Here is a 15,265-nt window from a genome sequence, read left to right as displayed (position 1 = left end):
TATGAAAAGCCTGATAAAATATGTGATAATCCTTCTGGCTGCAGTTCTGGTTTGTCTTATTTCATTCGGGATAGTGCTCATTCTCGGCTGGCCCTGGTGGGTGGGTTTCTTCCTCCTGATCGGGTTCGCCGGGCTTGCTATGGCCGCCTTCATCGTAAGGCAGATATTGAAGAAAAAGAAGGAGCAGGAGTTTGTAAGCCGCATAATAGAGCAGGATGAGGCCTACATAAAAACGCTCAAGGATGACGAGAAGAAAAACTTCACCGAACTTCAGGACAGGTTCAGGGAAGCGATAAATGCACTTAAGGGCTCTCACCTTAAAAAACTGGGCAATCCTCTTTATGTACTGCCCTGGTATATGGTGCTCGGCGAAAGCGGTTCGGGCAAGACAACGGCAATAAAAAGCGCAAGGCTTTCCTCGCCATTCGCCGAGATGAACAGGGTATCGGGTTTTTCGGGTACAAAAAACTGTGACTGGTGGTTCTTCGAGCAGGCCATAATAATCGATACGGCCGGCAGGTATGCGATTCCGGTTGATGATGGCCGCGACAGGGACGAGTGGCAGAAGTTCCTCAACCTGCTCGCGAAATACAGGAAAAAGGAACCATTAAGCGGGCTTGTAGTGACCGTATCCGCAGACAGCCTTGTGGAAAGTGCTCCGGAAAAACTCGAAGAGGAAGGCAGGGAAATAAAGAAGCGCATCAGCGAACTTATGAGGGTGCTCGGAAGCAAGTTCCCGGTTTATGTTCTTGTAACCAAGTGCGACCTGATCCAGGGTATGACGCAGTTTTCCGGACAGCTTCCTGAAGAAAGCCTTAATCAGGCATTCGGCGCGATAAACAACAATACTTCACAGGAATACAATACATTTATCGACAGCGCCATGAACACGTTGTCCGAACGCCTTGCCGCGCTCAGGCTCGTTATATTCCACAAGCCGCAGTCACTTGATCCTGCGCTTCTTCTTTTCCCTGAAGAATTCAGGAAGATGAAATCGGGTCTTGCCTTGTTTCTGAAAGGCGTGTTTGAGGTCAATCCCTATCAGGAAACGCCCATGTTCAGAGGGCTGTACTTCTCGAGCGGACAGCAGCAGGGCAGCCCATATTCGCATTTCCTGAATAGCCTCGGGCTTATCGAAGAAAGGGACATGCTGCCCAATACCAGCAAAGGACTTTTCCTGCATGACTTTTTTGCGTCGATCCTGCCATCCGAACGCGGGCTTTTCACCCCGACCAGGCAGGCCCTTGCATGGAACAGGCTCACGAAGAATCTCGGACTTATGGCGTGGCTTGCCATAGGCATAGCCATATGCGGGCTGCTGAGTTTCTCATTTGTGAGGAACCTGGGAATTATAAGGGGCGTTCCCGCAGAGTTCTTCAACAAACCGGCAATAACGGGTGAAATGACTGCTGATGCATCATACATGGAGAAGTTCAGGGATTCGATATTCAGGATTGAAAAAAAGAACAGGTCATGGTGGATGCCTTCTTTCGGGCTTACCCAGAGCAGGGAAGTCGAGAAGCTTTTAAAGAAGCAGTATTGCAGGACATATGACTCCATGCTTTTAAATCCATATGACAGGCGGCTTTCAGCCGAGGTCGCAAATATTTCCGTTTCCGGGTCGGAATCCGAAACAGGGCTCTATGCCATACATATTGTAAGCCGGATGATAATGGTCAGGAACAGGATCAATGATGACCTTGGCCCTGATGATGCGCAAAAATATGCCTTGACTGCGCCAGGGATTGACAACCGCGACGTATCCGGACAGATGATGGGGCTTTATTTCTGGCGTCTTGTCTGGGAAGAAGACAAGACCAGGCTTGAAGGCGAGATGAAAAACCTCAAATCCCTGCTGGAGGTAATCCTTAAAAACAGGCAGGACCTGCACTGGGTCACCGGGTGGGTAAATGAAATGTACCCTGGATATGCGGTAACCCTGAAGTCATTCTGGGGGGGCAGCAATCCGGTGCTTGATGATGTGCAGGTGGCCCCTGCGTTTACCGCGAACGGTAAAAAGCAACTGGATCTTTTCCTGGCTGATATGGAAACGGCTGTATCCGACCCGGTCCTTATCACTTCCAGAAAACAGGAGTTTGTTTCATGGTACAAAACGGCTTATCTTGAAGCCTGGCATAATTTCGGACTTGTATTTCCACAGGGGGAACAGAGGCTGAAAGGCCAGGAGGAGTGGAAACTGGCAGCCCGGAAAATGGGAGGGTCTGGTCCGTATATCGCCCTTATCAAAAAGATGGCCGGAGAATTGAAACCTTACAGCACCGGCAATGATCCTGCATGGATGAAGCTTGTCATGGAAATAGACTCCCTCGGTGCAGTTGCGGCAGTTGCGGATACGGGGGCAGTATCCAAGGCGGCTGAGACCGTAGAGAAGCTTAAGGAAAAATTCAAGAACAAGTCAGAGGTAACGAGTGCGACCGAACAGATAAAGATGCCTTCGAAATTCAATGAGGCGAAGGCGCTGAATGAATATGTAAAATCACTTGCAAAAGCGGCTCAGATCGTAACCACGTCAAGGCAGGCCGCATTCCAGGCTGCAAGCCAGACATTCAACGAAGACCCGTCGAAGTCTCCGGTGCTTCCTGCCGTCAATGCATTTAAAATGCTCATGGGCGCAAGCCAGATACCTTCAACGGAACCGTTCTGGTCGCTCGTGAGCGGTCCGGTAAACTTCATCTGGGCCTATACATGCCAGGAGACCGCCTGCAGGCTTCAGGAAATATGGGAGAAGGAAGTCCTGGTCGAGGTGCAGGGCATAAGCGATCCCATGCAGCTTAACCAGCTTATGTTTTCGCCCGAGGGCTATGGAACGAAATTCATAAAAGGACCGGCCGCCCCGTTCGTTTCAAGGAGCGTGAGCGGAGGCTATTCAGCCAGACAGGTCATCGGCAGGACCATACCGTTCGAGGCGGCATTCAAGGGCTTTTTCTCAAGGGCGCGTGTAGGTCAGGCCGTTTCAGCTGCACCTTCAGGACCTCCGCCTGATTCAACCGTCATTGTCGAGGGGCTTCCGACTGAGACGAACGAAGGTGCTACGACACAGCCGAATGCAACTCATCTGGAACTCCAGTGCGATCAGCTGCAGACCCTGGTCAATATGAACTACCCGGTCAGGAAGGCGTTCACATGGTCCTCGCAGAGGTGCACCGGAGTTACATTCGCAATCGATGTCGGGGGTATTACGCTTACGAAAAATTATTCAGGCCCCGATGCATTCGTTTCTTTCCTCAAGGACTTTCCAGGAGGAAGCCGCACATTCAGCGCCTCTGAATTTCCGGGCAAAAGTGCCTCTCTTAGGGCTATGGGGATAAGGTTTATCAAGGTGCATTACAGATTCAGCGGGCATGAAGCCGTGCTTAAGGCAAAAGCGAAGGAAGCCCAGGCCCAGGCTGAGGCTACGGCCCCGGGAGCGCTGCCCGCAAGAATTGCATCATGCTGGGTTCCCTGAGAAAACCTGATGTGTGGCTGTGGGGGGCGACGGGCAAGCATCCTGTTGCTAGAGATTACATCTCCATAGGTTTTCAGAGCGGATGCCTCAAGGTATTTTCCGGCCTTGTCGAGAAGGGATTCATGAAAACAGGGTCAGCAGGAAGAAGATATGTATCCTACAGGTATTTTTTAAAATGCGGGGGAAAGGACATGATCTCGTGCGGTATTTTCAAAGACAGCCGGGATGCCGTGGGGAGGGAATATCCCCTGGTTGTTGCAGGATACGGAATGCTAACCGGATGGGAAGAAAAGTGGGAAACGATTCCTGAAGCAATGGCCGGCGTATGCTCCGAGGCCGAATACATCATTTCAAGGAAACTCGCCTCCCTTGATGAGTTCAAGGCAAGACTGTCAAGACTTGGTGCGCCTTCTGCTGCAGGCAAGGGCGTTTTTCCGGAAAAATCAGGCTGCTGCGCGGACGTTCCCCGCAGCGGTTTCATACCGCTTGTCCCGGGAGATGAGGACGGGATGGCCGAACAGATTTCAGTTTATATGGCAGGATTGAAGAAGACTGATTCCAGTTCCCCCGAGGCTGTTTTCATAGGTGGGACTCAGGGAAGGTCATGCCTGTGCGTTTTCAGGAAGCCGCTTGACCCGAACGATATATCGAATCTGCTGACATATGAATAAGACCGGAAAATGGTGTCGGATTTCGATGTTTGTATTGTATTTTAAAGGATGTTGTGGTCTTAATGACTCCATGGAGGGAATCCTTTTATGATGGGCCCGGCAGAACTTATAAAAGCCGGCAGGCTTGAAGAGGCCCGTGGAATTCTCACCGATGAAATCAAAGCAAAGCCTGCCGATACCGCCAGACGGACACTTATGTTTCAGGTGCTTGCATTATGCGGTGAATGGGACAGGGCATTCAAACACCTCGACATGATAAGCACCATTGATGCAGGAAAAGCTGTTGCGGTATCCGCTTATAAGGATATTCTGAGGGCGCAGGATGAAAGGCTGAAGGTATGCCTTTTCAGCAGGCTCCCGTCATTCCTGACTGATGCGCCGACATATTTTGAAGCATACTGGGAAGCATGTAAAAACCTGGCGGAAGGTGAACTGAAAAAGGCACGAAAACTGTTCGACGATGCGGCAGGCATGAGGCCGGGGCTTTCAGGGAAGATTGGAGATAAAGAATTCCTGGGCATCAAGGACACGGACTCGGTGCTGGAATTCTTCCTAGAGGCATTCGTGCATGACAGATATGTGTGGATTCCTTTCGAAGCAATAAGAGAGCTTGTTGTTGCAAAACCGAAGAGCCTTCTGGACCTTATCTGGATTCCTGCAAGCATCACTACATGGGAAGGTCTTACTGCAAACTGCAATCTCCCTGTTTTATATCCGGGTTCTGAATTCAGTAAATCTCCGGAAATAAGGCTGGGGCGGATGACTGAATGGGAAGATCTCGGCGGGAATTTCTCCAAAGGTCTGGGACAGCATGTGATTCAAATCGGACAAAATGACGTACCGCTTCTTGAACTAGCGGAAATCGTCTTTAATTTTCCTCATAAGGAATGATTGAAAAGTTATGAAAAAAATTGAACAGCAGGACATTGACAGGATCATCGCCCCCATTGCAGGAGAGAATCCCAGCGGTGAAGACCTCAGGTATTCAGGTGTTTACGAGGAGATCAAGGAGGCAAGGCGTGCTGATGATACGCTCGACCAGGGGGAGTGGCAGCGCGACCTGAAAACCTCTGACTGGGAAAAGGTCATCAGGATAGCAATCGATGCCCTGGCCAACAGAACAAAAGACATACAGATTGCGGTCTGGCTGATAGAGGCCCTGATAAAGAAGACAGGCTTTTCGGGACTTGCCGCAGGATTTGATATACTGACATCATTCCTGACGGATTTCTGGGATACTGTATATCCTGCAATCGATGATGGAGACCTTGAATTCAGGGCGGGTCCCCTGTCGTTTTTAAACGACAAGATATCTCCTTCAATAAATGAAATTCCGTTGACTGACCCGTCTTCTACGGAAGGTTACTCCTATATCCGCTGGCAGGAATCCAGGCAGGTCGGTTTTGAAAAGGACCTCAAGAACCAGTATGGAGATATCGACGAGAACAAGAAAAAGGCCCGTGAAGAAAAAATCTCTGAGGGCAAGATAACCGGAGAACAGTTCGACGCGGCGGCTTCAAGGTCATCAAAGCAGTTTTATGCCTCTCTTGCCGGGGAAATAGCCAGATGTAAAGCCGGATTTGATAAATTTGACGCCATTGTCGAGGAAAAGTTCGGCAGAGACGCTCCGAGGCTGACTGAGCTGGGAAGCGCCATAGACGATAATCTAAGGCTTGTTGAACGTATCCTTAAAGAAAAGGGCGGTGTCGAGCCTGCCCAGAAAAAAGAGACTGAACAGGCAGCAGCGGATTATGATGCGACCCGGGAAGAGAATTCACCGGGAAAGGCGAAGAAATCTCCTGCTGCAGTTTCTCCTGTTCAGCCTGCCGGAGGTGTATCGGTGATAATTCAACCGGCAAGTTTAGGCGAGAATTCGGGAGTGGAAGAGGCTGTATGGCAGGATGCGCTCGATACGCTTAATTCAGGCGGAATCAAGGAAGCCCTGCAGAAGCTTCTTGACGCATCCTCGGCGGCTCCGTCGATCAGACAGAAAAACCGGTACAAACTCTTCATGGCAAAACTCAGCCTCACGGCGCAGAGGCCGGATCTTGCGAGGCCCGTAATCGAACAGCTTTATGCGCTTATCGACGAACTGGGTCTTGAAAAGTGGGAATCTCCGATCTGGATAGCCGAAGTGATCGATGCATATTACCAGTGCCTGACCTCGGAAGGGGCAAGTGAAGACGATTTTGCAAAGGCCAGGAACGATCTGTTCCCGAGGCTTTGCACAAGGGATATAACAAAGGCTATTTCCTATAAGGAGCAAATAAACTCAGGAGGTTAAGCTATGGCGAAAAAGGAGAGTCTGCAGCATACACTCGACAGAGTCAGGGCCCCGAGGGTCCAGATTACCTATGATGTCGAGATCGGGGACTCCATCGAGATGAAGGAGATACCGTTCGTTGTGGGCGTGCTTGGGGATTTTTCAGGCAAGCCGGAAGAGCCGCTGCCGAAGTTGAAGGACAGAAAATTCACGGAAATAGACCGCGACAATTTCAACAAGGTGCTGGAAGGCATGAAACCGAGGCTCGCATACAAGGTGGACAACAAGCTTTCGAACGATGATTCCAAGATAGCGGTCGAGCTTAAATTCAAGTCTCTTGACGATTTTTCCCCGGAGCGTGTTGCCGAGCAGATCGATCCGCTCAAGAAGCTTATAGAAACCAGGAAAAAGCTATCTGAGCTATTGAACAAACTGGATGGAAATGACAATCTCAACGAGCTTCTCCAGGATGTAATTTCGTCGACCGACGCACTGCAGAAGCTTTCCGCCGATGCGGGCATGAAGAAGAAGGAATAATAGGGAGGGGGTGGCGAGTATGCCTGATAATCAGGAATTGACCCGGAAAGAGACCAAAACAGTTGAAAAAGAGGAATTGAGTCTTCTCGACAAGATTATCGACGAAGGGCGAATGGCCCGCGACGATGTGCAGAAGGCAAGGGCGAAGGACATCCTTTCAGAATTTGTAAGCCAGATAATGGAAGGCGTGATCACGGTGTCGAAAGATACCGAGGCCATGATAAACGCCCGCATCGCCCAGATCGACAAGCTGATATCCGACCAGCTCAACGAGGTCATGCACCATCAGGATTTTCAGAAGCTTGAAGGATCGTGGAGAGGGCTTTTCTATCTCGTCAACAAGAGCGAGACTGGCGAGTCTTTGAAGCTTCGGGTTATGAACGTTTCAAAGAGCGACCTCCTTAAAGATATGGAAAAAGCAAGCGAATTCGACCAGTCCACACTTTTCAAAAAGATATATGAAGAGGAGTTCGGCATGTTCGGCGGCGCTTCATACGGAGCGCTGATCGGTGATTACGAGTTCAGCAATCACCCTCAGGATATGGCCCTTCTCGAAAAGGTATCGCAGGTTGCCGCGGCGGCCCATGCTCCATTTATCTCGGCCGCTTCGCCCAACATGTTCAATCTCGACAGCTTCACCGAGATCGGTGTTCCGAGAGACCTTGCGAAGACGTTCCAGAGTGTGGAGTATGCAAAATGGAAATCTCTGAGAGAATCGGAAGATTCCAGATATGTCGCCCTGGCGCTGCCGCATGTGCTTATGAGGCTGCCATACGGAAAAGACAATGTGCCGGTCGAGACGTTCGATTTCGAAGAGGATGTGACAGGAACCGACCACAGCAAATATCTGTGGGGCAATGCGGCGTATGCCCTTGGTTCGAGGCTGACCGAGGCCTTTGCCAAATACCACTGGACCGCGGCCATAAGAGGTGTCGAAGGCGGCGGACTTGTACAGGGACTGCCGGTGCATACCTTCAAAACCGATGACGGAGATGTGGCTCTCAAATGCCCGACCGAGGTGGCGATTACTGACAGGCGGGAGAAAGAGCTTGCCGATCTCGGTTTCGTTCCGCTTGTTCACTGCAAGGGTACCGACTATGCCGCATTCTTCAGCACTCAGACGGTGAACAAGGCCAAGGCATATGATACGGATGCGGCCAACGCCAATGCGAAACTTTCATCTCAACTCCAGTACATTCTGGCGGTGTCGAGGTTTGCGCACTACCTGAAATCCATTATGCGGGACAAGATCGGAAGCTTCATGACCAGAAAGGACGCAGAGGATTTCCTTAACCGCTGGATAAGCAATTATGTGCTTCTTGATGACAATGCAGGACAGGATGCAAAGGCGAAGATGCCCCTGAGAGAGGCGAGGATAGATGTGGCGGAGATTCCGGGCAAGCCCGGCGCGTACAGGGCTGTGGCTTTCCTCAAGCCTCACTTCCAGCTCGACGAGCTGTCGGTGTCCTTAAGGCTGGTTGCCGAGCTTCCGCCTCCGGCAAAAGGGTAAATTCAGGATAGGCCTTATATGGCTTACAGGTCATATTAAAGGCTGAGATAAAAAGATCGTGTTCATGATTATGCTAAAACAAAGTAAACAAAGAAAGGGAGGGATAGGCGATGGCATTTGATGCTTTTTTAAAAATTGAAGGAATACCCGGTGAAAGCACGGATGACAAGCATAAGGACTGGATTGAAATACTGTCCTACAGCCATGGTGTTTCACAGCCGGCTTCAGGTTCGGTAAGCAGCGGGGGCGGCAGAACTGCGGAAAGATGTGAACACAGCCCGTTTACAATCGTCAAGGCGCTGGACAAGGCTTCACCCAAACTCAACCTTTTCTGTTGCAACGGCAGTCATATCAAGGAAGTCAAGGTTGAACTCTGCAGGGCAGGCGGAGACAAGGTCAAATATATGGAATATAAGATGACCGATGTTATCGTGAGCTCCGTCAGGCCTGGAGGCTCTACATCGGGCGGTGAGACACTGCCACTGGAAGAGGTCGCATTCAGCTACGGCAAGATGGAATGGACTTACACAGAGACAGATCATCAGACCGGAAAACCCAAAGGAAACGTTGCCGCCAACTGGGACCTTGTAACCAATAAGGGTTCGTAAGATAAATAAAAAGCCTCTCCTGCAAGACAAAAAAGCAGGAGAGGTTTTTCGGCTTTAAAATAATGAAGCTGATACGCTCTCAAACTATTAAGAAATAAAGACATGAGGACATCCTTTTGCAACTCATCAGCTTTAACAGCTCAATAACTTGATTTTATGTCTGTACATGGAAATAATCCCCAGGAATATCATTTCAGAGAAAACTGTTTTATCACGGAATGGTGGAACTCATCCGCCGACAATAGAGTGTCCATTGCCAGGGTAAGGGTTGAGCCCGGGGTCACGACAAGATTCCACTGGCTCGAAGGCACATGGGAACGGTACATAATCATTGAGGGAGAGGGGCTTGTCGAGATCGGCGGCGAAAAAGCGGTTTCTGTTTCAAAAGGCGATGTTGCAGTAATACCTCCCGGAGTAAGACAGAGGATAACGAACACAGGGGAGAAAGACCTTATATTCCTGGCAGTTTGCACACCACGTTTCGTGCCTGAAAATTTCCGTGATTGTGATGATGATGCGGATTCATTCCTTGGAGAAAAAGAAATTCCCACGCTTGTCACCAAAAGGCTGGTGCTGAGGCCATTTAATCTGTCCGATGCGCCGGAACTTCAAAGGCTGGCGGGTGACTTTGCAGTGGCGGACACGACAGCGGCCATACCGCACCCGTATCCCGCCGGTGCGGCAGAAGCATGGATTAATACGCATAAGGATGAATTCACCGGCGACAAAATGCTTGCACTTGCCGTTACGATAAAGGAAACCGGAGGCCTTGCGGGTTGTATTTCAATACATGCAATCGATAAGGCCTGCAATTCAGGGGAACTGGGCTACTGGATCGGGAAAGATTTCTGGGGTCGTGGCTATTGCACCGAGGCGGCATCGGCCATCATAAAATACGGGTTTGAGGAAATTGATTTGAACCGTATAACCGCCAAGCATTTTGCACGCAATCCTGCTTCAGGCAAAGTGATGCAAAAGCTGGGAATGAAGAGTGAAGGATATTTGCAGCAGGCGTTTTTGAAGTGGGGCAGGTACGAAGATTATGTCATTTATGCAATACTGAGAGATGACTGGGTTGCAGGAAGGCTGCATCCAAAAGGCTCATGATCCTGATATTTTCGATATGATTTTAAAAGGGCACTCGAACTTATAAGCTAAATAAGGTAAATGATGCCTATGGATGAAAATATTCTTCCGTCTATACTGGACAGGCTGATAGACAATGACCCAGATCTGTCACAGGAGCCTCCGCAGAAAAGGTATCTTGATATAAGGCAGATCAAGGAGCAGGTAGTTCGCGACCTGGAAAACCTTCTCAACACAAGACGGCACATATTCGACCCCCCCGATGGTTTTAAAGAGGTCAACAGTTCACTCTTTACATACGGTGTTTCAGACTTTACATCCCAGAACCCCGGAAATATATCTGTGAAAAAAGCAATAAAACAGGACATGGAAAAGGTGATCGCCCGCTTTGAGCCGAGGCTCAAGAACGTAAGTGTTGTTGTCGAGGGCGATTCGAGGATCAATTCTCTCAGGTTCAGGATAAACGCCATGCTTGTCGTCGAACCGGAAACCGAGCCTGTCTCGTTCGATACGTTTTTTGATGTGAACCGAGGCGAATATACAGTCAAGGGATAGTGGCGAGTTCCGAGTAGTGAGTGGTGAGAAAAGGCAGTTCATGATGGATAAGACCGGAAAAGAGGTAAAAAATTATAAGAGTCTTCTTGTCTGGAAAAAAAGTATGGAACTTGTGAAAAAGGTATATGAACTTACAAATACGTTTCCCGAAATAGAAAAATTCGGGCTTTTTTATCAAACACGCAGGTCAGCAATTTCAATTCCTTCTAACATTGCCGAAGGTCAGGCTAGGAACAGCACAAAGGAATTTATAAGATTTTTATCGGTAGCGAAAGGTTCTCTTGCAGAGCTTGACACACAGATAATTCTTGCAAAAGAGTTGAATTACATATGTCATGAACATTATGAATGCGTGCAGGTGAAAATAGACGAACTTCAAAGGATGTTTTATAACTTAATAAAAAAACTGGGGAGTATTTAAATGATCATTTACGTTTGTTTGTTAACTCACCACTCACAACTCACCACTGATTCCCAATACTATGGATGATGAACTTCTAAGTTACTATGAAAAAGAGCTGACATTTATCCGTCAGTTAGGTGCGGAATTTGCGCGCAAATACCCGAAAATAGCAGGCCGGCTACAGCTCGAGCCGGACAAGTGCGAAGACCCGCATACCGAGCGCCTGATCGAGGCGTTTGCGTTCCTCTCTGCCAGGGTACACAAAAAGATCGACGACGAATTCCCGGAGATAACCGAGTCTCTGCTCAGCATCATATACCCACATTATATAAACCCGATCCCGTCCATGACGATTGTAAAATTCGAGCCAATCAGACAGAACATCCCTGCCTCGGGCTTTTCTATTGAAAAGGGTACGACTCTATATTCCAAACCCGTGGGAGGGATAGCCTGCCAGTTCTCGACCTCATACCCGGTTTCCGCTTGGCCTGTCGAGGTGGCGTCCGCATCGCTCAAGACACCCAGACTCAGCATCAGAAACGCCCAGCAGGCCATAAAAATTGAACTTAAGACTTTCAACAGCATCCCGGTCTCCCAGCTCGGGTGGGAGGGCATAAGGTTTTTCCTTAATGCCCAGCATCAGCATGTATATAATCTTTATGAACTCCTCATGAACAATGTCTGCCATGTCGAACTCGAGGCGAAAAGCATACAGGGACAAACCGTCAATATCCAGCTTTCCCCTGATGAAATCAGGCCTGCGGGCTTCAAAGAGGAAGAAAACCTGCTGCCGTATTCGTCACGTTCGTTCCCCGGCTACCTGCTGCTCTTTGAATATTTCTGCTTCCCGGAGAAATTCCTCTTCGTAGATGTCACGGGTCTGGGAAGGCTCAGGGATTACGAACTTACTGACACCCTGGATATATGGATATATCTCGATAGGCCGGTAAAGCAGAACCTTGTAATGAGTGCTGAGACCTTCTGCCTTAACGCAACGCCTGCCGTGAACATATTCAAGAGGATAGCCGAGCCTGTAAGAATAGAACACAGGATGAGCGACTACCGGATCATACCTGACATCAGGCGGCAGAACGCCACCGAGGTGTTTGCCGTTGACAGCGTGGTTTCAAGCCTTTCTGGCGGCAAGGTGGTTGATTACAGGCCCATATTCTCGCTGAGGCACCTTGGAGACGAGGAAGAGGGCCGCAAGGTCTTCTGGAACATAAAGAGGCTCGATTCAGGCAAGAAGGGCGATTCCGGCACCGAGGTGTACCTGTCGTTCACAGATGCAACGCTGAAACCTGCCGACCCGGGTGTCGAGACTGTAACCGTACACGTGACATGCACGAACAGGGACCTGCCTGCAAGGCTTTCTTTCGGCGACTCTCAGGGAGACTTCGACCTCGACACGGCGGGCCCGTTCTCAAGGATAACTAGCCTCATAAAGCCTACTCCTTGCAGAAGGCCTTCACTGGGCGGAAGCCTTCAGTGGAAGCTGATCTCGCACCTCTCGCTCAACTACCTCTCGATTGTGAGCGGAGGAGAGGAGGCCCTTAAAGAGATACTCAAGCTGTATGATTTCGACAACTCGCCTTCAACGGGACAGCAGATATCGGGCATCACGAAGGTCACATCCGATCATGTCACAAGGAGGATAGGGGTGTCTTTCATCCGCGGGATCGAGACCAGCATAACCTTTGATGAGGACAAATTCGTAGGCGCCGGTTTGTTTTTGTTCGCCTCCATCCTCGAGAGTTTCCTGGCACAATACGTTTCCATAAACTCATTCGTCCAGCTAGAGGCAAGGACGGTCCAGAAAAAGGAGCCCTTGAAGAAATGGCCGCCAAGAAACGGAAGCAGAATACTTCTATAACCGACAGGCTCTTCGCAGAGCCGCAGTCATTTTCATTCTTCAAGGCCGTAAGGCTGCTGGAAGAGCTGAGTTCCGGTAAAGAGAAACTTGGCGTTACACTTGAACCCGGAAAAGAGCCCGTGAGATTTTCAGTGAAGCCGGGTTTCGCCTTTCCACCTTGCGAGATTGATTCGATTGAGGATAAAGAGGGCGGCCCTCCGGTAATGTCGGTCGCATTCATGGGTATGATCGGACCGTCGGGGGTGATGCCGTACTGGTTCAATGATCTGGCGCTTAACAGAAACCGTGAAAAGGATTTCAGCCTTACGTCTTTTCTCGACATCTTCCACCACAGGCTTATTACTCTGTTTTACCTGGCCTGGAAAAGGAGCCGTTTCGCCGAGAACTATTCCGAGGACCATACCGACAGACTGAGCGCCATGCTCTTGAGCCTCTCAGGCCTTGGTACGAGATGGCTTCTCGAAATGTCGGGCCTTCCGGCAGAGAGGTTCCTTTTTTACACGGGCCAGCTTTCAAGGCCTGCACCGTCAGTCTCTTCGCTCACGGCAGTTATATCAAGCATGACAGGTACCGATGTAAGCCTTGAACAATTCAGAGAACGCAGCATTAAATTGACGACCGAGGACATGACAAGCCTGGGTACGGCGAATGCCGCGCTCGGAGTCGATACGGTCGTGGGTTCCGAAGTGACGGACATGCAGACAGGTTTCCGGGTTAATATCGGGCCAATGGGCTATGATGAATATCAAAAGTTCCTTCCGGGCGGCGATATGGAGGAACCTGTCAAAGCGATGGTGCGGTTTTCAGCAGGCATTGAATATGAATACGATCTGAAGATCATACTTAAAAAAGAAGAAGTACCGCCGCTGGGATTAGGGTTGGGGTATCATATAGGGGAGACGACGTGGCTGGTACAGCCTGAAGGCGGGGCGGCGGATGATAAGTACATTATCATCCGCGAGAAGGTTTGAGCGACAGGGCGCCAGAACTTTGCATCTCATTGTCGCTCCTAGCGGAAACGCTGCGGAGTACGTAAAAGTACACCTCGCATTTCCGCTTCGTCGCTCCTCGACCTGCTTTGTTCTGCCGCCCTGTATAAAAGTGGTGAGTGGTGAGCAAAAAGAAAGAGCTATCATGAGATATAACCATTTGATTTGAATAAACCATTAGTGTAGTTATTCAAGCATAATATCAAGGAAGCTGTTTGATAAATATCATAATTGTGTATTACGTATATTAATTGTAAGGACGAATAAGGAATGAAAAAAAATTTAACGGTTGGCAGCGTCTATGGATAGTTTTCTGCGGGCTGTTTTTTTTGGCTACTACGGCATTGACGATTTTAACTCTGCCCTCTGGATCAGAACTTGATCGCAATAGACTATTGGACTCAATTAGACTTGTATCCGGAAACGATGCATTCCTTAAAGAACTTGAGGCTCTTAGACACGATGAATACATTAAAAAAATGTTGGATGCTGGTTTTTCAAAAACTGAGATAGAAAGGGATTTTCCGAGAGGCATGACGCCCTATGACTTTAGAACAATTGACTATGAGTCACCTGATGAAATTAGAGTGAAGTACTACGCCGATTTGAGCGATAAAGAAATACTTACTCGGCTCCATGATAGGTATTCAAAGAAAGTTGACTTTGCCTCCGTTGAGACCGCATATGAGAAGGGCATGGCTCGGTTAAGAACTAAACAACTAGAAACCATCCTATTCTCCTTCCTCGTCTGGCTTGGTATTAGCTTAGGGGTGTATGGCCTTGGATATTCTGCGGGATGGGTTATAAATGGATTTCGACAGAAACAATAGTCGGGGAATCATAAGGGATCGCGTTTCAACATTCATCTTTTCTTGTCAATTGTTGGGGGCTGACCCCTTTTAAAAGCCGATAACTATATAACTTATTATTGATTAAGTTATTAAAGAATCAGCCACCCCAGTCCTCTCCCTAGTGGTATTTTTCAATAAGTTGCTCCGCGGTGGTAGCAAGGGGTGATTTTGACGTTGGCAATTATGTTCATGATTGGCATAATGATAACATATGGTATATTGATAAAATTATGTTGGAAGATCTCGTAAGGTCACCTTATTTGGGCTGTATAGGAAATATTGCGTCCATCCTTGGATTATTTTTAACATTTTTGACCTTCCCCCCGAAAAATAAGCCATATTTGAAGCGAGTATGATCTGGTAAAAAGGTAAGAGGAGGATCGTACCATGAGGAGAGGGAGATTTGGAGAGGAGCAGATAATCCGGATACTGAAGGAGAGAGAAGCCGGGGTT

14 protein-coding genes are annotated in these 15,265 nt (G+C 48.9%); 13 read left to right on the top strand and 1 reads right to left on the bottom strand.

All coding sequences use genetic code 11. The features are described 5' to 3' along the window. Position 1: 1 nt before the first annotated feature. The 13 genes from VIS94_12305 to VIS94_12245 all read left to right on the top strand — a co-directional run bounded on the left by VIS94_12305 (position 2) and on the right by VIS94_12245 (position 14,791). Positions 2–3,466 carry a type VI secretion protein IcmF/TssM N-terminal domain-containing protein gene (locus VIS94_12305; protein HEY9161849.1) on the top strand — a complete coding sequence of 1,155 codons (3,465 nt, stop codon included), beginning with the start codon at positions 2–4 and terminating at the stop codon, positions 3,464–3,466. Continuing rightward, a complete protein-coding gene (locus VIS94_12300) occupies positions 3,451–4,137 on the top strand; it encodes a hypothetical protein (protein ID HEY9161848.1) in 687 nt (228 codons plus the stop codon). Before VIS94_12305 ends, VIS94_12300 begins: the two co-directional genes overlap by 16 nt. Before the next feature lie 87 nt (positions 4,138–4,224). Next, complete coding sequence (locus tag VIS94_12295; protein HEY9161847.1) at positions 4,225–5,028, top strand: type VI secretion system accessory protein TagJ; 804 nt, start codon at positions 4,225–4,227, stop codon at positions 5,026–5,028. 10 nt (positions 5,029–5,038) lie between these two features. After that, entirely contained in the window at positions 5,039–6,421 is a 1,383-nt protein-coding gene (tssA, locus tag VIS94_12290; protein HEY9161846.1) for a type VI secretion system protein TssA, read from the top strand. A gap of 3 nt (positions 6,422–6,424) precedes the next feature. After that, on the top strand, positions 6,425–6,937 hold the full coding sequence (gene tssB, locus VIS94_12285) for a type VI secretion system contractile sheath small subunit (GenBank protein ID HEY9161845.1): 513 nt from the start codon (positions 6,425–6,427) through the stop codon (positions 6,935–6,937). A gap of 19 nt (positions 6,938–6,956) precedes the next feature. Next, on the top strand, positions 6,957–8,447 hold the full coding sequence (gene tssC, locus VIS94_12280; GenBank protein HEY9161844.1) for a type VI secretion system contractile sheath large subunit: 1,491 nt from the start codon (positions 6,957–6,959) through the stop codon (positions 8,445–8,447). Between the two features lie 110 nt (positions 8,448–8,557). Next, the gene (locus VIS94_12275) at positions 8,558–9,055 is read left to right on the top strand and encodes a type VI secretion system tube protein Hcp (protein HEY9161843.1); all 498 of its coding nucleotides are present in this window, start codon (positions 8,558–8,560) and stop codon (positions 9,053–9,055) included. Between the two features lie 156 nt (positions 9,056–9,211). After that, positions 9,212–10,162 carry a GNAT family N-acetyltransferase gene (locus VIS94_12270; GenBank protein ID HEY9161842.1) on the top strand — a complete coding sequence of 317 codons (951 nt, stop codon included), beginning with the start codon at positions 9,212–9,214 and terminating at the stop codon, positions 10,160–10,162. 69 nt (positions 10,163–10,231) lie between these two features. After that, positions 10,232–10,696 carry a type VI secretion system baseplate subunit TssE gene (gene tssE / locus VIS94_12265; GenBank protein HEY9161841.1) on the top strand — a complete coding sequence of 155 codons (465 nt, stop codon included), beginning with the start codon at positions 10,232–10,234 and terminating at the stop codon, positions 10,694–10,696. A gap of 16 nt (positions 10,697–10,712) precedes the next feature. Beyond that, complete coding sequence (locus VIS94_12260; GenBank protein HEY9161840.1) at positions 10,713–11,117, top strand: four helix bundle protein; 405 nt, start codon at positions 10,713–10,715, stop codon at positions 11,115–11,117. Positions 11,118–11,178: 61 nt separating this feature from the next. Further along, complete coding sequence (tssF, locus tag VIS94_12255) at positions 11,179–12,972, top strand: type VI secretion system baseplate subunit TssF (GenBank protein HEY9161839.1); 1,794 nt, start codon at positions 11,179–11,181, stop codon at positions 12,970–12,972. Continuing rightward, positions 12,936–13,943: a type VI secretion system baseplate subunit TssG gene (gene tssG / locus VIS94_12250; protein HEY9161838.1), complete on the top strand. Its 1,008-nt coding sequence runs from the start codon at positions 12,936–12,938 to the stop codon at positions 13,941–13,943. Before tssF ends, tssG begins: the two co-directional genes overlap by 37 nt. Before the next feature lie 347 nt (positions 13,944–14,290). Then, positions 14,291–14,791: a hypothetical protein gene (locus VIS94_12245; protein HEY9161837.1), complete on the top strand. Its 501-nt coding sequence runs from the start codon at positions 14,291–14,293 to the stop codon at positions 14,789–14,791. Positions 14,792–15,068: 277 nt separating this feature from the next. Here VIS94_12245 and VIS94_12240 read toward each other — a convergent pair. After that, positions 15,069–15,265: hypothetical protein (locus VIS94_12240; protein ID HEY9161836.1), on the bottom strand; the 197-nt coding region annotated here is incomplete at its 5' end.

Source organism: Desulfomonilia bacterium, assembly GCA_036567785.1.
Taxonomy (GTDB): domain Bacteria; phylum Desulfobacterota; class Desulfomonilia; order UBA1062; family UBA1062; genus DATCTV01.
The sequence above is the reverse complement of the archived record's forward strand: the minus strand, read 5'-3'. Positions and strand labels throughout refer to the sequence as shown.